We start from the raw sequence: 21,356 nt of genomic DNA on the forward strand, positions 1-21,356 counted from the left end.
GGAAGACCTTCCCCTGCCCTACCAAATCATGAGTTTTTACTTTATTATCCGGTTGCCCTACTCCCAGAGATCCCAATAGATCGATGCACCACGGTGGGTGGTGGAAGTCATTTTCCTATACAGACCAAGATATCCTCGGGCTGGCTTATCGACCGGCTTCCACCCCTTCCTGCGCTTCTCAAATTCCTGCTCGTCGATATCCACCATTAAAGACCTGTTCTCGATATCGATGTGGATCATGTCCCCATTTTGGATGAACGCTATGGGACCTCCATCATAAGCCTCGGGGCTGACATGCCCAATCGCGAGACCGCCGGTAGCACCCGAGAAACGACCATCTGAGACCAAAGCGATCTCGGAGCCCATATTCTTGCCCAGAACAGCAGCCATGAAGGTCTCCATGTGAGGCATACCTGGAGAACCCTTCGGTCCCTCGTACCTGATCACTACCACATCGCCACTTACGATCTCATCAGAGAGCATCGCATGCCACGCATCATCCTGTGATTCATATACCTTGGCCGGACCACTGAAACTCCAGAGTCCGCGGGGAATGGCAGCAAATTTCACGATACAGCTTTCGGGAGCAATATTGCCTTTGAGGACCGCCAAGCCTCCATGGGGATTGATCGGATCGGCGCAGCTTCGGATAACCTCTGGATCCTTCGATCGCTTTCCAAGAGCCATCTCTTCTGTCGTACCGAACACCCCTTTCGCCGTACCGATGATCTTGTTCTCCCGGAGCATCTCTCCAACGACCGCATTCAGACCACCGGCGTGTTCGAACTCTTCCATCGTATAGGTGGGATGGTTGGGATAAATAGCACTAATCCAAGGGACTTCACTACTGATCTTGTCGAAGAATTCGGGATCGATATCGATACCGGCCATCCTAGCGATTGCAGGAATATGAAGTATGGAATTGGTCGACCCTCCGGTTGCCATCATATAGCGTACCACGTTCTCAAAATTGTCCTTCGTGATCAGATCGAGGGGGCGGATTTCCTGCTTCACGCAGTCAACCAACTGTCGGGCTGCCTGTTTCCCCAACTCATGCCACCGTTCGGTCTGACTACGTACACTCGCGTTTCCGAAAGGAGACAAACCGAGTATCTCGGCGGTAGCGCACATCGTATTTGCCGTCCCCATAAAGGGACATGCTCCAGGTGTCGGACAAGCATTCCTTACCACAGCTTTATACTCCTGACGGGATATCTGTCCGCCCTGGTAGGCTGCATAGGCTTGCTTGGTGTGCGTCAATGTGAGCATTTTCCCATCGAGTTCACCCTTCGCCATGTACCCTCCAGTGAACATTACGGTAGGGATATTGACTCTCATAGCTCCCATGAGCATGCCCGGCACCACCTTATCGCAGGTAGAGAGGAGCAACATTCCCTCGAGCATATTCAGCTCTGCGAGGGTTTCGATCTCGGAGGCGACCAGATCCCGTGAAGGAAGGGTATAACGGTCACCGGGGGTGTTGGAACAAATTCCATCACAGATACCCGACACGGGGAGTTCCAGCGCGAGCGCTCCCGCATCGTAGATTTCCTGCTTTAGCTCATCAATGACATCTTTGAATGGAAAATGTCCTGGATTCATCTCATTCCATGCATTCATGATGCCGATTACCGGTCTTTTAGCATCATCCTCAGTAATTCCCATTGCATACAGCAGGGCGTTCCTATGGTCGAGAGACTCTTCGTTCCATGTCCGGATCATAACCTACCCCCTTAACCTTGCATAATATGTATGGCAAACCCACCGACTTCCGGGGAGAGATAGATGAATTTCAACGATCCATTGTCCGCATAGCGTTCAGAACCTGGAATCCGCTCGAATCCGAATAGTTTCAGGTATTGCAAAGCCCGTTCCACATTGCGTGTTTTAATTCCGATATGACCATGGGTACCATGATTGGGTTCTTTCATCACTTCAATATCATCGGCGGCAAAATATGAATTGGTCTTTTCTGACATGGGGGGCAACAGATGGGAAAGAGCCTTTGCTGTGGCGGCTGCCTCTTCGTTGGAATTTTCGTTGATTCCCAAGTGGGCGAACGTGAATCCATGGACCGCATGCACCGCTTCTTTACATAGGCGTGTTATCTCGTCCCACTTGCCTTGGGAAATGAGGGCTTTCGGTACCATCCAGCTTCCACCGCAGGCGATCACGCACGATTCCTGTAGATAGTTGCCCAAGTTTCCCAAGCCGATGCCTCCGGTTGGCATGAACTTCACTGTTGGAAATGGTGCACTCAAGGCTTTGAGCATAGGGATTCCACCAGATGCTTCAGCCGGGAAGAATTTCAGGATGGAGAGGCCTCTCCGCAATGCCTCTTGTATTTGTGATGGACTATTTACTCCGGGGAAAATCGGCATGCCTTCTTCCTGGCAATAGGCCACAACGGCATCATCATACCCGGGTGATACGATGAACTGTGCTCCGGCTGCCTTCGCGCGTTTGGCACCGTCGACATCTATGATCGTTCCCGCTCCAACGAGCAGGTCATCCAATTCTTTCCGCATGATACGGATCGCTGCTTCTCCCGCTGCGGTCCTGAATGTCACCTCTGCGATGGGAAGTCCTCCCGCTAGCAGGGCTTTCCCCAAGGGAAGAGCTTGTTCCGGTGAATCTATGGTGATGACGGGAACCACCCCAACCGATTGAATCTTTTCTTGTGCAGTAGCCATGGCTGCCTCCTTACCTATGGCAAAAATTATAGCACTTGTCGGAGAAAAAGTGAAACAATATTCCGAAAATTTATATCTCCCTGGGAGAATTGCCACTTCACCACGTTGGTCTGCAGATGAAGTACCTGAAGAGGGCATTCATGTGTTTCGCTGTGTTTCGTATTCCCACGTGATGCGGCCATTCCTGCGGTTTCAGCGCCAATATAGGAGTAGGGAAACTGGCGCTGAGGTACCGATAGGATCAAGACGAAGAACGTCCCCATAAAATGCCGTGAATCGCAGCTTCACGTGGGAGCATGTTGCCGGACTATATACACAAATAGCCTCTGTAGTACCTAAAATTCAAGGGTAACGTGGTGAAGTGGACATTTTCCCAGGGTAATGGAGTCTAGTGCCTGATGGCTTCTCCCACGAGCTTCAATAATCTCCCACACGATCATATCTGTGGGAGATTAGGTATGATCAGGATTCTTCACGTAGGTGGTGCTCCTGCCTCTACCTTGGCTGAGAATATATCCCTCTTCCTTGAGGTGTTTGAGCGCAGCCTCCACCGAAGAACTTCCGATACTCGGGCAGCGGTAAAGGATCTGTGCCTTGGTGAAAACTCCCAAGGTGCTGTCCACAGCTTTGCGTACGATCTCATACGGGGTACTCTTGCGATCCACTGAGCCGAGCCTTTCCTCGAGATCCCGATAGCAGTTTAGGACGATGCCAAGAAAATACTTGATGAAGGAAGTGTAATCATTCTTACCCTCATGCCATCCACTGGAGACATTTCCCAACACATCGTAGTACATATCTTTAGACTTCTCGATCTTTTGCTCGGTGCTGATGTACTTGCCCACCATGAAACCGCTTTGGTACAACAGTAGTGTGGTGAGCAGTCGGCTGATGCGTCCGTTGCCGTCATTGAACGGATGGATGCATAAGAAGTCGCAGATGAAGATTGGGATCAAGATCAACGGATCCACCACTTGCTTGGCAAGCGCATCCCGATAGCTTGTGCAGATCGCATCCACTGCCTCCGGCGTCTCAAATGGTTCGAGCGGAGTTAATCGGGTGAAAGAACTACCGTCCGCATGGGTCTCGTTGATGTAATTCTGGGTATTCTTGAAATTTCCCCCGAACGTCTTGTCGGTATAGGAAAGCAGGTCCCGGTGCAACTGCAGGATGATATCACTCTTGAGCGGGATATGCTCGTAGCTCTCGTGGATCGTGTCCAGCACATCACGGTAGCCAACTATCTCCTGTTCATCACGAGTCCTGGGTGTGGTTCGATCCTCCACTAGTTGTTTCAACCGTGCGTTCGAGGTGCCGATACCCTCAATCTTGTTCGAACTGTCGGTGCTCTGGATCTTCGCAACTTCGACCAATCGCTCCAGCACGACCGGCTTCTGCCTAATGTATAGATCTTGTCTACCCTTATGCTCGCGTATCTGAGCGACGAGTGAGAGAACCTCGGCGTCCCATGAGCTTTCCCTCAATTTGCTGTAATCGAATTCGCGCACCATTGTCCCACCTGATTTATTTTTCTCCCACAGAATACCCTATTCTGGGAGAAAGTCAATCCCCTTAGGAGAATACGGGTGATCAGCACTTGAAAACGTATCGTTAAAACATCAAAAAAATAACTGTTATGTTCAGTTCGCCTTGTGCGGTATTATAAACAAGTAGATTGTTTTCGTCGTGCCGATTCCAAAGTCAAAACTTTCATTGTATGTCGTCCTTTCTGGAGAGACCGGATGGATGCTTGTGAGATTCTACTCTTTTCCTTTAAGAATCTTTAATACTACAGCAATATTCGGGCAATGACACAATCTTTTGGAGAGGCAACTATGGATTAACGATTTTCCGTATTGGCGTCCATACCTCGCTATAGGCATACCCTTCCCTCTCCGCATCCATCTTGGTAAATGAAAATGTTGGTGCATCGACAACTTCGTATCCGCTGCTGGGAAGCCACTCAGAATAGACTCTGGCCATGGTATCCTGCAAAGTAGTGGGAAAAGGCCCTTCACTGGGAAATACCGCCCAAGTCATGGATTCGACCCTGATCTTCTCCAAGTGGGAAATTACCTCATCTTTTGTGGTAAGGATTCCGATAAGATGAGTCAGCTCGCCTTCCTCCCTCAAAAAATTCGCATCAGCATCATAGGAGGCATTCACCACTTCGAATGGTGCCATATCCTGTAATGCATGCATCTGTGCACGCTGCTCTTCAGTGATGCTTTGCGCAAGCTTCACAATCTCCTGGTTCACTCCCTCGAATTGTATCGGCACCCGCTTTGAGACCCCCACCAGATTGAAAGCTGGCATCTGCCTGATCCTGCATTCCATGCTTGTTCCTCCTTTTACCTGTAAGGAAAATGACAATATTGGAATGATTTTGCTAAAGCCGGTCCTTTTTACTTCAGACGGCAAGATACCACTCCATTGTTTGAAAGCCCGGGAAAAGCCATCCACCGATTGGTACCCATACATAAACGCTACATCGGTAACACTTTTGCCAGAGAGCAGATCCTTGTTTGCTTCGGACAATCGTCTGTTTTTTATGTATTCACTCATCGAGTATCCAGACAGGTAGAAGAACACTTTGGAGAAATGGTATACGGATCCTCTGATATTGAGCGCAAGAGTCTCGGCAGATAGATCCTCTGTCAGATGGTTCTCGATATATGCAACGATATGGTTCAATTGGTATAGCATCAAATTCCTCCACGATCGATTGCCATCATACCACCCGATCACTACTTTTACTCGACTTCCATGAAGAAAAAATGTCGGATAACGAAGGAGAAGACACCCTTTATTTCCAAAGCGTGCCGTGCTACCATTCCATGAATCCTAGGAAAGCCGAATTGTCCTATTACTATTAGATGTATGGGAGGATTGCATGAAAAGAATCGGTTTGATACTGCTCGCTTGTAGCGTAGTCTGTCTCATCGTAGGAGCAATTATGTTTCCTACCCAGAAAAAGCTCATCGTCGATGTAAATGGCATTGCTACCGCGGTGGTCTGGTTCGTCATTGGGTATATTTTCGGACAAGCGGGTTTGCTGGTGTTCATTGCAGGATTGCTTAATGAAAAACTTGTTAAGATCGAAACAAAGATCGAGGAACCTCTTTTGTTGTCAGAGACACCGGCTGCTGACACGACAAATGGACATGATATACCTCTCATCAGCGATCAGTCCAAGGACTAAGAGTTCTCCAGCCGTATTATAGCCTCATCACTCAATGCCATGTTCTTCCTTCTGGTGAGTTTCTTTATTTCCTTGACCGGTTTGAATCGAAGTGCCGACCAATCTTCATCAATCGAAACCTGCCTAACCGGTTCGTATCCCATTCTACCAAGGATCGACCATCCTTCGTCACGGTTGATATCGGATCGGTAGCGTTTTGAGGATTTCTTGGGATATGCGAACCAGAGTACTGTCGATCCATCAATGTGGGAACGTATTTCTTCTACAGCTGTATCAAGCGCCTTCCTATCAACGACAAAAACCAAGAGAAATTGGGCTGTACCTGCAGTCAACGATGCTGAAACCTGTGCCTCATTCGTCATTTCCTGCATAGCACCACCAAAGGCTGTCGGTGCATTGAGGATACAGATATCCATTTGCGCTTTATGGTTTAGTTTCTTCAACAGATCCATACAGGCAATCTACCCCTTCTTCTTTGCATAGGCAAGCATCGCATCCATCATGAAGCGAGCCAAGCCATCCCCAAAACGATCGATATTCTTGGTGAACCTTTGATCGTCGACATACATGCGTCCGAGATTCGCAAACATCTCGGGTGTGTAAGTTCCCATGGTATTCAGCAAGTCGTACCACTGTCCGATAACCTTCTGGGCTGGAGGGGAATCTGGATCCAGATGGCGAACTTCTGCCAATTTTGCGAATACGGTATTCATGGAATCGGATAGATCGTTTTTTTGTTGTGCGCCCATGGCTGCAAGTTTTTCATTCGCTTCATCCACAGGTTCGTCTCCCCAGATCTTTCGGGCATCATCTTCATACGGGTTGTGGGAAAAATCGAATCCTTTGAATCGTTCTTCATGTCTCATCGTGTACTCTCCTTTTTCTTCTTTGAGGGCTAGCTCAAGGGTAGAGAGCAGTTCGTCCATAGTTTGTCTTCTCTCTCTCAGCAAGCCGAGTTGTCTTTCCAAAGCCTTCTTACGATTGAAACGAGGATTAGTCAGGATGTTCCTGATCTGGTCCAGAGGGAATTGCAACTCCCGGAAGAACAACACCTGCTGCAATTTCTTCAAGTGCTCTGTTCGGTATAGTCGGTAGTTGGCGGGTCCACTCCTATCGGGGACAACCAAACCAAGTTCATCATACCAACGCAACGTCCGCGTCGTAATTCCTGTCAATCGAGCGACTTCTTGTATAGTCATACTTCTATCTTCACTGCTCATGGGGAGAGTCTACACCTTTACGTTACGTTAAGGTCAACAAGGAAATATCAACATTTCTGGTTTTTACAATCTTCACTTTCATATTCGATTTCGATAGTGACATGGTCGATTCCTTTTCCCCGCATCCTCTCCCTTATGTCTTCTTTAAGAGCGACAATGGAGGTTTGTTCAAGATTGTCCTCCACGAGAATATGGGTGCTGAGGATGTTCCTCTCACCTTCCAGGGTCCAGATGTGGGTGTGATGGACATCCAAGAGGTTGGGCGCTAAACGTATCTCCTCTTCTATATCCCCTATAGTGAGATGCTTCGGGACTCCCTGCAGGAATACATTCAGGATCTCCTTCAAGTTCTTCACTACGTTGAATAGGATATAGATGGTGATTGCGATGGAGAGAATGGGATCCAAAATGGGAATATCGACGAATATGAGCACGATACTGACCACAAGAACGACAGCCCAGCCTAAGACGTCTTCCATGAGATGCCATGAAACGACTTTTTCATTGAGCGAGGTCCCTTTCCGCAAACGAAGGACTGCCAAACCGTTGAACACGATTCCGAAGAGCGAGAGTATCATCATTCCGGTGGGATTCACTGCTTCAGGATTGAGAATTCTGGGAACGGCACGGGAAAGGACCAAAACCGAGCCGCCAACTAAGATCAGGCTATTTACCAATGCTGACAGGAGTGAAAATCTTGCGTAACCGAATGTGAATTTTTCATCCGGGCCTTTTTTTGCATACCTATCCAAATACCATGCGAATCCTAGGGAAACAGAGTCGCCTAGATCATGCAATGCATCGGAGATAATCGCCATGCTATTGGTCCAAAAACCACCGATGATTTCTAAGATAGTGAAACCCAGGTTTAATAAGAACGCAATTTTTATATTGCCTTGGGTCTTCTCGGTATGGTCGTGATGATGTCCCACGGCTTACCTCCTGATCATGAACGGTTACCATCTTATCATATCTTCCTGGGAAAATCCCCACTTCACCACGCAGAGCTGCAAAATTGGGTACTACAGAGGGGTTTTGTGTGTTTCGCTGTGTTTCGTAATCCCACGTAGCCCTGCATTTCCAGTGGTTTAAGTAACTATTTGGGAGCGAAGAGCTAGTAGGACCGAGGTGGAGGCTTTCTCCATAAAAATGTCTTGAATTGCAAGGTTACGTGGGAGTATGTTGTCTTATAATTACATCCAATAGCCTCTGCAGTACCCAAAACTTAAGGGTAACGTGGTGAGGTGGGGTTTTTCCCAGGGTAATAAGGAGGGGCACATGGAGAAACATCGGATATTCAGCATGAGTTTTGCGAAGATATACCCCATGTATGTTGCTAAGGCGGAGAAAAAGGGGCGCACAAAGACTGAGGTTGATGAAATCATCTGTTGGTTGTTCGGCTACAGTCAACATGAACTGGAAATACAGTTGGATCGTGAGATCGATTTCGAGACCTTCATCGAAGAGAGTCCATGCCTTAATCCTAACCGTGATCTGATCAAAGGAGTCGTCTGTGGCGTTCGCGTTGAAGAGATAGAAGATCCAACCATGCGCGAGATTCGCCACCTGGACAAACTCATAGATGAACTTGCCAAAGGCAAGACTATGGAGAAAATTCTAAGGCACTGAAGGCCGAGCTAAAAAGTAAGCACCTTATCGCTTTGCGCTACCCATTGCCCCAGTTTGGCCATTGTAGAAGTATTGGCCCCTTCATAGTAGGGCTCATTCCTATGGATACCACACCGAGCCATACATGTTCCACAAACCTCGACCTCGACATGGGAAGCAATCAGAGCCTTAAGCATAGCCTTCAGATCCTGATCATAGCCTTCCGGAGGTATACAACTTTCACGTGCGAGATCAACCGAATCATTCATGAGAAATATCCTGACTGTTTCCCCCTGCTTGACCAGCGTTTGTGCCAGACGTAAGGCATTCCAAGTAACATCTGTGGAATCATACGGCTGTCTGTTGAAAATCATTAGTATACTCATTCTTCATTCCCTATGTGCAGCAGTATTGAGGATATGCCGCTGCATACCCTCAACTCCTATGTAATTTACCCTCTAGACATCATATCGTGTAAGCCACCGCCGTTTTCCACATTGGTGAAACCCAACTGGCTGAGGATACGCATACCATAGCTGCTACGTGCACCCGAGGCACAGTAGATGATAATCTTGCGATCCTTATTATCAATCGTTTGAGCCCATTGTTGCAAACCGTCCAATCCCACATTGATGGCATCAGGATACGCACCCATAGAGAATTCCATAGGGGTACGCACATCGAGGATGATCGGTCCATCTGAACTAACTTCAGCCGTTTCTCCAGAATCCTCGATAGCCGAGGCATCCACACCACCCTTTTCCAAATCTTCAACCGATTTTCGTTCTACAGGGAAAAGCCCAACCTGCAGTCGCTCGAAGCCAATAGCCCTTTCATAACGTTCTAGGCTGATATATCCACCACTGAGGTTGAATACCTGATCAAAGCCAGCTCCTTTGAGCATCCTCAAGGCTACATGTCCCTTTTGGCCATCATCGCTGATCAGAAGGATAGGATTGCCTTTGGGAATACGATCAAGGTTATCTCTCAACACATTCTGACTCAGATTGTTCGTTCCCGGTACGTTTGCTTTGGCGTAAGTTATAGGATCACGAAGATCGATAACAATAGCTTCATGCTCTGTGACAAACTGCTCAAGATCCTGTGCCAAGATAGCGGAACTGAAACCACTGTGTTTGTTCACAGCAGCGAACGCTGCCATATTTACCGGACCATTGGGAGAGTTGAAAGGTGGAGCATAAGCCAAATCGAGTTCCTCAAGATCATCGATAGTCAGTCCACCGGCTATTGCGGTTGCCATGACATCGAGTCTCTTGTCGATACCTACACGACCAGCAGCTTGTGCCCCGAGCACCTTCTTGTTGGTACGATCCCAAATAAGCATGAGACTCACCTTTTCGGATCCGGGATAATAGGCTGTATGGCTGGCCTTGTGTACGACGACCGCATCGGCATCAACACCAGCAGCCTTGGCAGCCCTGAGGCTCATACCAGTCGATCCGGCTACTGCGCCAAAGACTTTCACGACCGATGTCCCCATAGCTCCGGCATAAGTGCGATTACCTCCCACGGCATTTTCTCCTACAATCCTACCCTGACGGTTGGCAGGACCAGCAAGCGGCATCCGTACCGTCTTACCTTGAACGGAATGGGGAATTTCAACCATATCACCAGCGGCAAGAATAGAGGGATCGCTCGTATGCATGGTTGCATCGACTTTCAAACCACCGGATGAACCGAGCTCCAAGCCGGCATCCTTGGCCAACTGCAAGGTCGGGCGTACTCCTACCGAAAGGAGGACGAAATCGGTATCGACTGTCGAACCATCGTTAAGAAGAACTTTTTTATCTTCGATCGCTTGTAGCGACTTACCCAATTTGAGATCGACCCCATAATCGAGCAACTCCTTGGTAACGAAACCGGCGAACTCACCTTCAAGATTGGGCATGACTTGTGGTGCCATCTCAACCAAAGTGACAGCCATACCCCGTTTCACCAAAGCTTCGACCATCTCCAAACCAATGAAACCACCACCAACGACAACAGCCTTCTTAGGCTCCTCGTCCTTGATGTACTGGTCGATCCTATCCATATCATCGAGGGTCCAAAGCTGGAATACGTGATTCTTCTCAACTCCAGGAAGTGGTGGCACTATCGGTTTACCACCCTGGGCAAGGATAAGAGTATCGTAGTCATACTGTCGCTCTTCACCGGTTTTCGTGTTACGTCCCTTCACCTGTTTTGCTTTGCGGTCAATGCTGATCGCCTCTGTATTGGTATGGACAGTCACACGATACTGGTCATGGAATGTCTCGGGGCTAGCCAAGATGAGGGAGGAACGATATTCGATATCTCCACCGATATAGTAGGGAAGTCCGCAGTTGGCGAATGAGACGTCCGCTCCGGCTTCGAGTAATGTGATATTAACGTCGTTATCGAGTCGTCTGGCTCTGGCTGCTGCAGTTGCACCGGCAGCGACTCCTCCAATGATCAAAAGATTCTTCATCAAATTCTCCTTCGTAGTGTTCGTCCGTATATATACGGAAAGCGCTCATTGAGGTCAACCGAACATGTGATTAAGTCACAAAGGTTTGCACTCGCTACTGGATTGAAAATCAATCGGATATTTTCGTTTTTTCCTATCGCCATCATTCGAGTATCGTGTATAATGCGGCACACCCTATGGAAGATGGAGAGACTGTGGAAGCTACAGAAAAAGGCTTATACAAGATCATGATTGTCCTTCTCGGATCCCTCGCTCTCGCCGGCTTGTTTGCCGATGGTCCTATTGATACCGTGCGCGGGTTCTTATCGCTACAAATCCATGGAGGACGACTAATAAACGATTTTACTACCGTGGGAGTAGGAGCAGCGTTGCTCAACAGTGCGTTGGTAGGCTTAATCGGACTTTTGATAGTCTACTTTGCTGAAGTCAGTTTGTCAGGACCAACTATAGCTGCGATTTTTACTATCATAGGGTTCGGTCTCTTTGGAAAGACACCGCTGAACATGCTTCCCATCATGGCGGGCGTCTGGATTGCAGCGAAAATTGCCCATAAGAGTCTCGGTTCCTATAGCCTCATTGCATTGTTCGGTACAGCCCTCGGGCCTCTGGTCACCTATGTAATGTTCGAGATCGGCTTACCGCTTACAATTTCCATTCCCCTAGGCATCTTTGCCGGCATCATGGCAGGAGGAATCCTCCCTGCGGTAGCCGGTTCGATGCTACAACTGCATCAGGGGTACAACCTCTATAATATCGGATTCACCTGTGGGTTCATCGGTCTATTCATATCAAGCTTTTTGAGAGCGAGCGATTCGATGGCTCCTCTATCGTTGGTATGGAACACCTCACCTTCGCTGGTCTTGAAACTCCTCATCCCGGCACTCTCACTTTTTTTCATCGTTTCGGCTTTTCTTCTGCAGGGATTTACTGACACGAAATCGGTCTGGTCGGGGTTCCTCAATATACAGAAACTCTCCGGACGATTGCCAACCGACTTCTTCGACAATGGTACCATGGGGGGAACCCTGCTCAATATAGGGCTGCTCGGATTGGGTTCATGGCTCTATGTACTCGCTGTGGGAGCTCCTCTAAACGGGCCAGTCCTTGGAGGCATCTTCACTGTCATGGGGTTTGGCTGTTTCGGAAAATCCCTTAGGAATTCATGGCCTGTGGTCGGTGGCGTCGTGTTGGCGACAATGGTATTCGGCAAAGAGCTCTCAGCACCAGGACCTGTCCTAGCAGCCCTCTTTTGCACGACATTAGCTCCAATCGCCGGACAATTCGGGATCATCGCAGGTGTTATTGCTGGGTTTGTCCATCTATTTATGGTAGAAACAACTGCTGCATGGCATGGAGGACTCGACCTATACAACAATGGTTTCGCAGGAGGCCTTACCGCAAGCCTTATAATCGCTGTCTTGCAATGGTATAAGACTAATCGACCTATGGAGGATTTTGAACGATGAAACGGAAAGAGATACTCGGTCGTTTGATTGGTGAGCTGACCCATTTCATCTTGGAAGGCAATCCGCTTCGGATGGTAATCTCGCTCCACCAGGAGGACGATGGAGCCCATATCAGCATTTTCGACGACAAACCACGTCCGGAAGAGGAACTGCAACGCATAAGGGAATCACTGAACCCAAAAGCGCGAAGGCCCGAGCTGGCAGAGTACTATGGGATGATGGCTGGTCATGATATGGCATGGGATGCGAGACTTAAATTGATCGGTTGGCAGATCAAACATGCAAGTGTGGGAAATACCGACAGCGGAGTACAGATAGACCTCTGGCTGGGAAGCGATGCCTTCAATCCCGCCAATTTCACGATCGACCGTAAAGCGTGATTACGAATAAGTCACAGTCTACTCTTGCTTGTGTTCCTCCGACAGGGTGATAAGCCAACCGTCGACAAGGGGACTCCATGTACGGCGATAGATAACGTCCCCATAAGTTTGTGCTAGCAAAGTCAGGGGAATATCGGGGTGGCTACGTAACCAGGAAGCCACGTGGGGAAATGATTCGGGAACCAGCTTATGCATGGCATCTGCCCGCCATATGACATCTCCCAGAACATCCTTACCAGTATCATCGTTTTCAGCCATAGCATCGGTGACCAGATAGAGGAACCAGATATCCTCACCGGTCGTATTCTCCAGCAAAAGCGTGGTGTAGTCGTAAGTTGCTTCAGGTAGGGGTATTGGCTGGAAATTTTCATCGTTCAACTCGAGCTCCCATCCATCCTCCATGGGCGACCATGGCCGATAGTACTCCCTGTCATCGATATCGAGACCGACGAGATACCACGGTTCGGTCTGTCCCGAAGCCAAGAGTTCATCCAAGTATGGGAATCGGGAGAGATCGATGAATATTCCCTCCCCTACATCGAGTGTACTGTCTTCCAACAGATCATCACCATAGTCATGTTCTGCGAACATTTCGCCACTTACGAGATACAGGTACCAAATCTCAAAGCCTGTAGCATTCTGAATGTATAGCACACTATCACCATATATGGGTGCAAGATCATCATACTGAAGGTCATCGATGGTCAACTCGACATTCCAGATATCGGAAGTCGGGTACCACATCTTCTGGTAGAAGTCCCCTTCGATATCTTGTGAGCGGACCACAACGCTCCCATACGCATCGAATGGCAGTTGGTCGGCAATCCAGGGAGTATCCTCCGTAGCTATCTGGACTATACTACCTGGAAGGAAAGTCGAAGAACCCAACAGATTGGTATGTTCACCGTTGTTCAGATGTTCGGCTCCCTCTTGGAATTCGGGATGTATGACATAGAGAGCATTCAGAGGGTATCCGGTGTTATTTGTTATGAAAAAATTCCCACCCTGGGGAGGCACAGCTAAAAGAGTTTGGGAAGAAAAGTCGAGTTCCTCGGGACTCAGGACAATGTTCCAGGAATCCCGTTCCGGTTGCCACGAGAGTATATAGCGATCCCCATCCGTATCGATAGCATTTATCGTGAAGGTCTCTGTCCTGTCCCGCACTAGAGCCTCTTGAAGTGAAGGTGTTGCAGATAGCATGAGCCTCTGTTGCCCATGGTGGATCAGTTTTTCTGACGGCAAGAGATTTTCCATATCATCGTTTTCCTGATACATGCGCTCGCTAAAGATATCGAGTTGTACCAAGGTATATCCGGTTTCATTACTCACTACGATAGAATCACTAAATGGTGTGACGTAGCCTATCCGAAAGACTCGTTTGGGTTTCACCGGTTTGGCAATCGCACTCTGTTGGGAGAATCCATCCACAGGAGTAGGCTCTGCCGTCTTAGGAGCATTCTCATAAATTTCTGGTTCATCTTGCGTTATTACTGCGGGCTTCTGGACCAACTCGGGTTGAATTTGTCCGACCGGATCCAATGTAGTGGTAGTGGAGCAGGAGACCGACAGAAACAGCATGCCGATGATTACCATGACCATCAAGGGAAAAGCATCTCTTTTCATAGTCGCATTCCTTTACCCCCTAAGGGATTGAGTATATCGTACGATAGTACTATCTGCCGAAAGAAAGAGAAAGGCAAGATGACAAGTCCTAAAAACGAGAATATTTCTCATCGACAGGCACCTCTCTCTACTTGATAATTTTTGGATTCGGTGCAAATCTCTGGTTATATCTGTACATATTGAGAAGGGACCCAAACGATGGTCCCAAAGGGAAGGATGCTATGAAATTCCTACGTCCTGTCAGTGGTACACGGAAGATTGTCCAACTGATATTCTTTATTATTGTACTTCTTGTAGTGATCGCCCACTCCTTGGAAGAGGCTGGTATCGTCGTTCCCTTGATACAGGGGGCATCATTGCATGCTATCTGTCCCTTTGGCGGCGTGGTTACCCTGTACCAATTCTTCTCCTCGGGAACATTTGTGCAGAAAATTCATGAGTCTTCGCTGTATCTGATGCTTCTCGTTCTGGTGACAGCGATCCTCGCAGGACCGGTATTCTGTGGGTGGGCTTGTCCTTTTGGAACCTTCCAAGAGTGGATAGCGAAAATCGGAAGACGGATCTTCGGTAGAAAATACAACAGAATGATTCCTAAGAGTGTGGATTCCCTCCTTCGCTACCTCCGCTATGTCGTGCTTGTCTGGGTTGTGATCGTTACTGCGACCAGTGCCAAATTGGTGTTCTCGGATTACGATCCCTACTATGCGTTGTTCAATTTCTGGACTGGGGAGGTAGGTATAGGAGCTTTCATATCCCTGGGTATGGTAATCGTGCTTTCCCTCTTCGTCGAACGTCCTTTTTGCAAATACGCTTGTCCGTATGGGGCTGTGCTTGGATTGTCTAATCTATTCAGAATATTCGGCCTCAGAAGGAATACAGATACCTGTATCTCCTGCAACAAGTGCGATAAGGTGTGTCCTATGAACCTATCCATCGCGAATAAGAAGATCGTTCGGGACCACCAATGTATCTCTTGCCTAGAGTGCACGAGCGAAGCTGCTTGCCCGGTAGACACTACATTGGAACTCTCCACGAAAAAGTTAGGTAGTCGCCCAACTGTAGAAGGAGGGCTGGTAGAATGACCATTCGTGCACGATCCATAGCTATTCTGGTAATTGGTCTCATCTTGGGTGGAGTTCTCCTACTGCAATTGGTTGGGTTGTGGAACACCGAAGGAAAGAAAGTCCCTACGAAGATAGAAAGTGGGGAGGCTGCCGGGATGTCTGATCCAGCCGCCATCAAGGGATCATATACCTTTGGAGATATACAGACTCATTTCCTTGTACCTGCAGAGACAATTGCCCGAGCTTATGCGATCGATACCAGTTCGCAAGATGTTTCGACCTTCCAGGCGAAAAGTATCGAGGAGCGGTATGCTGAAGCCGAAGGACTTGTTGGTGATATCGGAACCGATTCTGTCAGATTGTTTGTAGCACTCTACGCAGGCCTTCCTTATGAACCTGAAGAGGATACATTTCTGCCCTCTTCCGCTATGGATGTGCTTCTCGATGAAGGAAGGATTTCTACCGGCGAAGCTGATGCCTTCGCAGACAGGATATTCCTTGTTTCCACTGTCGAACCAGTGATTGCACCACCGCCAGTCGTGTCCGAGGGTACCTCGGCAGAGGCGGCACTGGTGAAAGGGAACACCACTTTTGAAGATTTGTTGGATTGGGGGCTCACAAAAGCACAGATAGAGGTGGTATTGGGGAATGCGATGCCTGCAACGGGACTCACGGTAAGGGACTATCTTGCCCAACAGGGACTGGAATTCAGCTCTTACAAGCTAGAGCTCCAGCGACTCTTGGACACTCTTTAACGTAACCTTCCCTTTGATTTTGCCCATGAGAGAGACGAATGCTAGCCACAGGGACTCCTTTTTGTTATCTTTTTGTCCTACTACGGAGGGTCCATTGGGGTGAAATCGGAACAATCCTGGAAAAAACAGGCAGCACTATTCCTCGTTAGCCAGAATATCAGCCTCTTCGGCTCCATGTTGGTCCAATACGCTATTATGTGGCATATCACCTTGACTACACAATCGGGTGTCATGATGACAATATCTATCCTCTGTGGTTTCATTCCTACCCTCATAATCAGTCCCTTCGCAGGGGTATGGGCAGACCGTTTCAATCGAAAACGGGTAATAGTCATCTCCGATGCAATCATAGCTATCGCCACACTCGGCATGGCTATCTCTTTCGCTCTCGGATTCGATGCGATGTGGCAACTCTTCGCTGTCTTGGTGATCCGATCATTCGGTACAGGAGTGCAGACTCCTGCGGTAAGTGCCCTGCTTCCCCAGATTGTACCACCCGAACAGCTTACCCGTGTGAATGGGATCCAAAACAGCATCATGTCGGTAGTTACCATAGCTTCACCCATGCTCAGCGGAGCCCTTCTCGTGGTCTCTCCTATCCAACATATCTTTCTTGTCGATGTCTCCACAGCTGCTGTCGCGATTGGTATATTGCTGTTGTTCCTTCATGTGCAATCTCCCGAACGAACGATTCCTGAGGGACCGATCAGTTACCTCAACGATCTTCGTGATGGGATCCATTACATCCAAAAACATGATTTCATCCATATCCTATTCGCCTATTGCGCCCTCTTCTTCGTTTTCTTTGCACCGGTGGCTTTTCTGACTCCGCTACAGACGACACGTAGCTATGGTCCCGATGTCTGGCGGCTCACTGCAATCGAGGTGGCATTCTCGGGAGGTATGATGTTGGGTGGACTTTTGATCGCCACCTGGCAGGGGTTCTCCAACAAACTCCATACCATGGTGTTCAGTCTTATCGTCAGCGGTGTTTGCATTGTCGCTCTTGGCCTTACTCCCCCATTTTGGCTCTATCTGGCAGGTATGGCGCTTATGGGAATAACCATGCCTTTGTTCAATACTCCGTTCACCGTTTTGCTACAGCAGAAGGTCGATGAACAGTACTTGGGACGGGTCTTCAGTGTGTTCACCATGATCTCCAGTTCTGCTATGCCGCTTGCCATGTTAGCCTTTGGCCCATTGGCAGACATCATCCAAATCGAATGGATGCTTCTTATCACCGGGGCTCTTCTGGCTGGAGAGGCATTCCTCATGCTCCGCAACAAACGCTTAATGCAGGCGGGTTTGCCTGTAGGGAATCTGTGAATCTCGCTCTAAATCTGAATTTTACGAATTAAACTATAACACGTTATATACAAATTTACCTTTGTTTCAAATTTTATAGAGTCCATGCTCGCTCATTGTGAAGTCGCTTTTGATGGATTCCACAGGATTGAAGGTTTATGTGAACGAGAGCGTCTATATAAACCAAATTGCATATATTTAGAAGTCCTAAACATGAAATCCTGTAATTCCACACTCATATTGGCTACCCACAACTGATATTGCGTACCAGGTTCTTTTTCTTGACTTATGACTCCAATTGCAGCACCATGTACTTGATTTGGTATATGCACTCAACCCTACAATCCTCGGCAAACCTGCTTACGAGTGCTTTATATGTACAAAAGAAGGAGGAAATGGTGAAAGCAATCAAGATTATCGTACTCATACTACTCTCGGTCGTGTTCATCGCCTATGGCATGGGTTTCATGGTATATCGCGGTGTCGACAAGACGGTACTCGACCAACAGTACTATCGCAGTGTAGTGGATGATCAAGGCATCCCTGCGATCGTGCATGGGGAGATCGGGAAGATGATTCCTGAAGTTGTCCGCGATGGCATAACAGGAGGATCTCCGGTAACCGACCCCAACAAGAAGGCTGCTGTGGATGCCCAAGTAGATCTCATCTCTACTGCTATCATCGATGCATTGGATGAACAATGGATCGGTGAGCAGACCGTGATGGTTACCGACGATGTCGCCAATGTACTTTCCGGTGAAAAACCATCGCTTTCCGCAGTCGTCGATCTCACAGGAAAACTCGATACGATAGAGCAGAATATCGCTGAAGGATTGGATGTATACTCGGATGCCGAACTGATGGCGATGTTCGGGGCACCTCGCGCGTATATTCCCACCATCGCCGAGCAAATCGTCGGTCAGTTGGGATTGCCCCAGGAATTGGTGATCGCAGACCTGGTCAACGACATGGCTCCAGGAACACTCGAAATGATCAGTGGATATCTGGGAACCATGGGATCGGTATTCGGGATCCTTCTCTTACTCGTGGTAACTATCGTATTCTTGGTGTGTTGTGTCCTCTTCCTTAAGATCGGAGGAGGCCTCCAATGGTTCGGCATTACTACTGCGTTGTCCGGTGGCATCTTCTTGATCGTCATAGGATACTTCTCGAATCTGTCCAGGATAGAGGGTTTGGCTGGAGCCGATTTGTCTTCTCTTCCGGTTGATTCTTCGGTCATAGAGAATATTGTGGAGTTCACTTTTTCCCAGATGAACACGATGCCGATTGTATTCCTTGTCGGAGGTATTGTCCTATTCGTCCTCGGTCTGGTGGCAAAAGGACGTAACAAGGCTGCTTGATAGTACACATGGCCGGATAGGTGCCTGTTGAGCTTTTCGTTCATACGCTACCAACGACCAAAACATGTAAAAATTTTGGGGGAGACCAACCGGGGAATCGGAAGGTCTCCTCTTTTTAATTCCAATTCCATCGATATTCCATAAATCCTATGGTCTCAACGAGATTATTACCACTCTTGTTATGATGTGAAACAATGCTTATAAAGCGACCTAACTTCACATGTTTGGGACCTCCCAACATGGAAACCCCGATTTTCACCTCTCTCTTCGGCACCCTAAACTGATATTGCGTGCCAGGCTCCTTCCTTATTGACTCTCATCATGGATTCGGACTAAGGTGTGCCCATCTTAGGATGAAGGCGGATAAGATACCAAATGGATATATTCGGTATGCATACAGCAGAAGAGATAGCTTCTGGATGGATTCCGTCCCAAGGGCAACTGGTTTGACACGTGCGAACTGGTTGCCTTTCTTGTTTTTGTGGCACGATTGCATGGAGGCATTATAGCGAGTAGAACCTGGAAACAGCAGTAACATAAGTACGTATCGTATAATCGCTAAGATATGGTTAGCAAGTTTCTACCCCCAACCGTAAATACGGGGACTATGATACAACACAAGGCCCAAACCGATTTGTTCGGTGCTTTGTCGTTGTCGGGTAAGTAGACTTGTTGGGAGTCTACTTTTTTTATTTCTTTGGAGGACGACATGGCAAACATCTACGCAGAGGTATCACGGACATTCAACGAATACCTGCTCATTCCCAGACTTACCAAGAAGGCACACCTTCCCCACAAGGTATCTTTGACCATCCCTCTGACAAAGTTCAGAAAGGGCGAGGAACCTGCTATGCAACTCAACATCCCCATCACCAGTGCAATCATGCAGGCAGTGAGTGACGACCGGCTCGCCATAGCTCTCGCACTCCAAGGTGGACTTTCTTTCATCTACTCCTCCCAATCCATCGAAGCCCAAGCACAGATGATCCGCCGGGTAAAACAATTCAAACTTGGGTTCGTGGAAAGCCGATACAATCTCACCATCGGAGCGACACTCAAGGATGTCGTGCGGATCAAGGAGGAGACAGACCATTCGACTATAACAGTGACATCAGACGGCAGTCCACATGGCGAACTATTGGGTATCATCACCAGCCGGGACTGGCGCGTACCCCAGATGGCTTTGGATACCCCGATAAAAGAGTTCATGACGCCATTCTCAAAGCTCATCTGTGGACAGGATGGCATATCACTAGACCAGGCATACGACACATTATGGGAACATAAGCGGAGTGTCCTGCCTATCGTGAATGGAAATCGATTGGTAGCCCTAGTGTTCCGTAAGGATTATGATTCTGATGAAGAGAACCCCGATGCACTCATGGATCATAAGAAGTCATACATGGTCGGTGCAGGGGTAAATACCCATGACTATGAAGAACGTATTCCCGCACTTATCGATAGTGGTGCCGATATCCTCTGCATTGACTCCTCCGACGGATACAGCGAGTACCAAAAAGATGTAATCGCATTCGTCCGTGATCGCTATGGAGAACAGGTGAAAATCGGCGCCGGTAATGTGGTCGATGCCGATGCTTTCCGTTTCCTGGCAGAAGCTGGGGCCGACTTCATAAAGATAGGTGTCGGCGGTGGATCCATCTGCATAACCCGTGAACAGAAGGGAATCGGTCGTGGACAGGCAACAGCCGTACTGGAGGTGGCGAAAGAACGGGATCGCTATTGCGAAGAGACAGGAATCTATATTCCATTGGCCTCCGATGGAGGAATCGTTCAGGACTACCATGTAACGCTCGCTCTTGCAATGGGAGCCGATTTCGTGATGCTCGGAAGGTACTTTGCCCGCTTTGAGGAGGCTCCCGGACGGAAATATCGGATCAATGGCAACTATGTGAAGGAATATTGGGGTGAAGGATCGAATCGGGCAAAGAACTGGGCTCGCTACGACAAATTGGACAACAAACCCCTGCAATTCGAGGAAGGAGTTGATTCCTATGTACCGTATGCAGGACCGCTGAAGGAAAATCTGTTGATAACCCTGGCAAAAGTGAAGGCTGCGATGGTCAATTCAGGTTCGCTCGATATCAAGGATTTCCAAAAGAACGCGGTACTCACCGTGGTTTCGGAGATGAGTCTGAATGAGGGCAAAGCCCATGACGTCATCCTCAAGGAACAGACCTATTGAGGAAAAGGA

General features: G+C 48.3%; 19 protein-coding genes and 1 riboswitch. Of the genes, 9 read left to right on the forward strand and 10 right to left on the reverse strand.

What is annotated here, in order from left to right; genetic code table 11:
- Positions 1–57: 57 nt before the first annotated feature.
- From ilvD to ACODJP_RS02660, 4 genes are all read right to left on the reverse strand, one after another.
- Positions 58–1,722, reverse strand: a complete 1,665-nt coding sequence (gene ilvD, locus ACODJP_RS02645; protein ID WP_422478174.1) for a dihydroxy-acid dehydratase — start codon at positions 1,720–1,722, stop codon at positions 58–60.
- Positions 1,723–1,733: 11 nt separating this feature from the next.
- Positions 1,734–2,693, reverse strand: a complete 960-nt coding sequence (eda, locus tag ACODJP_RS02650) for a bifunctional 4-hydroxy-2-oxoglutarate aldolase/2-dehydro-3-deoxy-phosphogluconate aldolase (protein WP_422478176.1) — start codon at positions 2,691–2,693, stop codon at positions 1,734–1,736.
- 452 nt (positions 2,694–3,145) lie between these two features.
- The gene (locus ACODJP_RS02655) at positions 3,146–4,204 is read right to left on the reverse strand and encodes a Fic family protein (RefSeq protein WP_422478178.1); all 1,059 of its coding nucleotides are present in this window, start codon (positions 4,202–4,204) and stop codon (positions 3,146–3,148) included.
- Positions 4,205–4,526: 322 nt separating this feature from the next.
- Positions 4,527–5,399, reverse strand: a complete 873-nt coding sequence (locus ACODJP_RS02660; RefSeq protein ID WP_422478180.1) for an AraC family transcriptional regulator — start codon at positions 5,397–5,399, stop codon at positions 4,527–4,529.
- Positions 5,400–5,586: 187 nt separating this feature from the next.
- Here ACODJP_RS02660 and ACODJP_RS02665 point away from each other — a divergent pair, with 187 nt between their 5' ends.
- Positions 5,587–5,895 (forward strand): hypothetical protein, encoded by a 309-nt coding sequence (locus ACODJP_RS02665; RefSeq protein ID WP_422478182.1) that lies wholly within the window; start codon positions 5,587–5,589, stop codon positions 5,893–5,895.
- Here the strand turns inward: ACODJP_RS02665 and ACODJP_RS02670 are convergent.
- The 3 genes from ACODJP_RS02670 to ACODJP_RS02680 are packed head-to-tail and all read right to left on the reverse strand — an operon-like array spanning position 5,892 to position 8,047.
- Positions 5,892–6,347 (reverse strand): hypothetical protein, encoded by a 456-nt coding sequence (locus ACODJP_RS02670; protein ID WP_422478184.1) that lies wholly within the window; start codon positions 6,345–6,347, stop codon positions 5,892–5,894. The genes ACODJP_RS02665 and ACODJP_RS02670 overlap by 4 nt on opposite strands.
- A gap of 9 nt (positions 6,348–6,356) precedes the next feature.
- Entirely contained in the window at positions 6,357–7,115 is a 759-nt protein-coding gene (locus ACODJP_RS02675) for a MerR family transcriptional regulator (protein WP_422478186.1), read from the reverse strand.
- Between the two features lie 47 nt (positions 7,116–7,162).
- On the reverse strand, positions 7,163–8,047 hold the full coding sequence (locus ACODJP_RS02680) for a cation diffusion facilitator family transporter (protein ID WP_422478188.1): 885 nt from the start codon (positions 8,045–8,047) through the stop codon (positions 7,163–7,165).
- Positions 8,048–8,393: 346 nt separating this feature from the next.
- Between ACODJP_RS02680 and ACODJP_RS02685 the strand changes: the two genes are divergently transcribed.
- Positions 8,394–8,744: a DUF2200 domain-containing protein gene (locus ACODJP_RS02685; protein ID WP_422478190.1), complete on the forward strand. Its 351-nt coding sequence runs from the start codon at positions 8,394–8,396 to the stop codon at positions 8,742–8,744.
- 8 nt (positions 8,745–8,752) lie between these two features.
- Here ACODJP_RS02685 and ACODJP_RS02690 read toward each other — a convergent pair whose 3' ends face one another.
- Both ACODJP_RS02690 and ACODJP_RS02695 read right to left on the reverse strand, forming a co-directional pair.
- On the reverse strand, positions 8,753–9,109 hold the full coding sequence (locus ACODJP_RS02690; RefSeq protein ID WP_422478192.1) for a DsrE/DsrF/TusD sulfur relay family protein: 357 nt from the start codon (positions 9,107–9,109) through the stop codon (positions 8,753–8,755).
- 65 nt (positions 9,110–9,174) lie between these two features.
- Complete coding sequence (locus ACODJP_RS02695; protein WP_422478194.1) at positions 9,175–11,190, reverse strand: FAD-dependent oxidoreductase; 2,016 nt, start codon at positions 11,188–11,190, stop codon at positions 9,175–9,177.
- A gap of 176 nt (positions 11,191–11,366) precedes the next feature.
- Between ACODJP_RS02695 and ACODJP_RS02700 the strand changes: the two genes are divergently transcribed.
- Both ACODJP_RS02700 and ACODJP_RS02705 read left to right on the forward strand, forming a co-directional pair.
- Complete coding sequence (locus ACODJP_RS02700; protein WP_422478196.1) at positions 11,367–12,656, forward strand: DUF1576 domain-containing protein; 1,290 nt, start codon at positions 11,367–11,369, stop codon at positions 12,654–12,656.
- Positions 12,653–13,036: a hypothetical protein gene (locus ACODJP_RS02705; protein ID WP_422478198.1), complete on the forward strand. Its 384-nt coding sequence runs from the start codon at positions 12,653–12,655 to the stop codon at positions 13,034–13,036. The genes ACODJP_RS02700 and ACODJP_RS02705 overlap by 4 nt, the downstream gene beginning before the upstream one ends.
- Before the next feature lie 18 nt (positions 13,037–13,054).
- Here the strand turns inward: ACODJP_RS02705 and ACODJP_RS02710 are convergent, their stop codons facing one another.
- Positions 13,055–14,659 carry a hypothetical protein gene (locus tag ACODJP_RS02710; RefSeq protein WP_422478200.1) on the reverse strand — a complete coding sequence of 535 codons (1,605 nt, stop codon included), beginning with the start codon at positions 14,657–14,659 and terminating at the stop codon, positions 13,055–13,057.
- A 221-nt stretch (positions 14,660–14,880) separates the two neighbouring features.
- On the opposite strand from ACODJP_RS02710, the gene ACODJP_RS02715 reads away from it, so the two are divergent.
- The 5 genes from ACODJP_RS02715 (at position 14,881) to ACODJP_RS02735 (ending at position 21,347) form a co-directional block, all read left to right on the forward strand.
- On the forward strand, positions 14,881–15,741 hold the full coding sequence (locus tag ACODJP_RS02715) for a 4Fe-4S binding protein (protein ID WP_422478202.1): 861 nt from the start codon (positions 14,881–14,883) through the stop codon (positions 15,739–15,741).
- On the forward strand, positions 15,738–16,478 hold the full coding sequence (locus ACODJP_RS02720) for a hypothetical protein (protein ID WP_422478204.1): 741 nt from the start codon (positions 15,738–15,740) through the stop codon (positions 16,476–16,478). Before ACODJP_RS02715 ends, ACODJP_RS02720 begins: the two co-directional genes overlap by 4 nt.
- Before the next feature lie 99 nt (positions 16,479–16,577).
- Complete coding sequence (locus tag ACODJP_RS02725; protein WP_422478206.1) at positions 16,578–17,804, forward strand: MFS transporter; 1,227 nt, start codon at positions 16,578–16,580, stop codon at positions 17,802–17,804.
- A 377-nt stretch (positions 17,805–18,181) separates the two neighbouring features.
- Positions 18,182–19,144 (forward strand): hypothetical protein, encoded by a 963-nt coding sequence (locus ACODJP_RS02730; RefSeq protein ID WP_422478208.1) that lies wholly within the window; start codon positions 18,182–18,184, stop codon positions 19,142–19,144.
- A 527-nt stretch (positions 19,145–19,671) separates the two neighbouring features.
- Positions 19,672–19,772, forward strand: a riboswitch (purine riboswitch).
- A gap of 81 nt (positions 19,773–19,853) precedes the next feature.
- Complete coding sequence (locus tag ACODJP_RS02735) at positions 19,854–21,347, forward strand: IMP dehydrogenase (protein WP_422478210.1); 1,494 nt, start codon at positions 19,854–19,856, stop codon at positions 21,345–21,347.
- Positions 21,348–21,356: the final 9 nt, after the last annotated feature.

Origin of the sequence: Pleomorphochaeta sp. DL1XJH-081 (assembly GCF_049310885.1) — a bacterium.
Lineage (GTDB): Bacteria > Spirochaetota > Spirochaetia > Sphaerochaetales > Sphaerochaetaceae > CAYZJV01.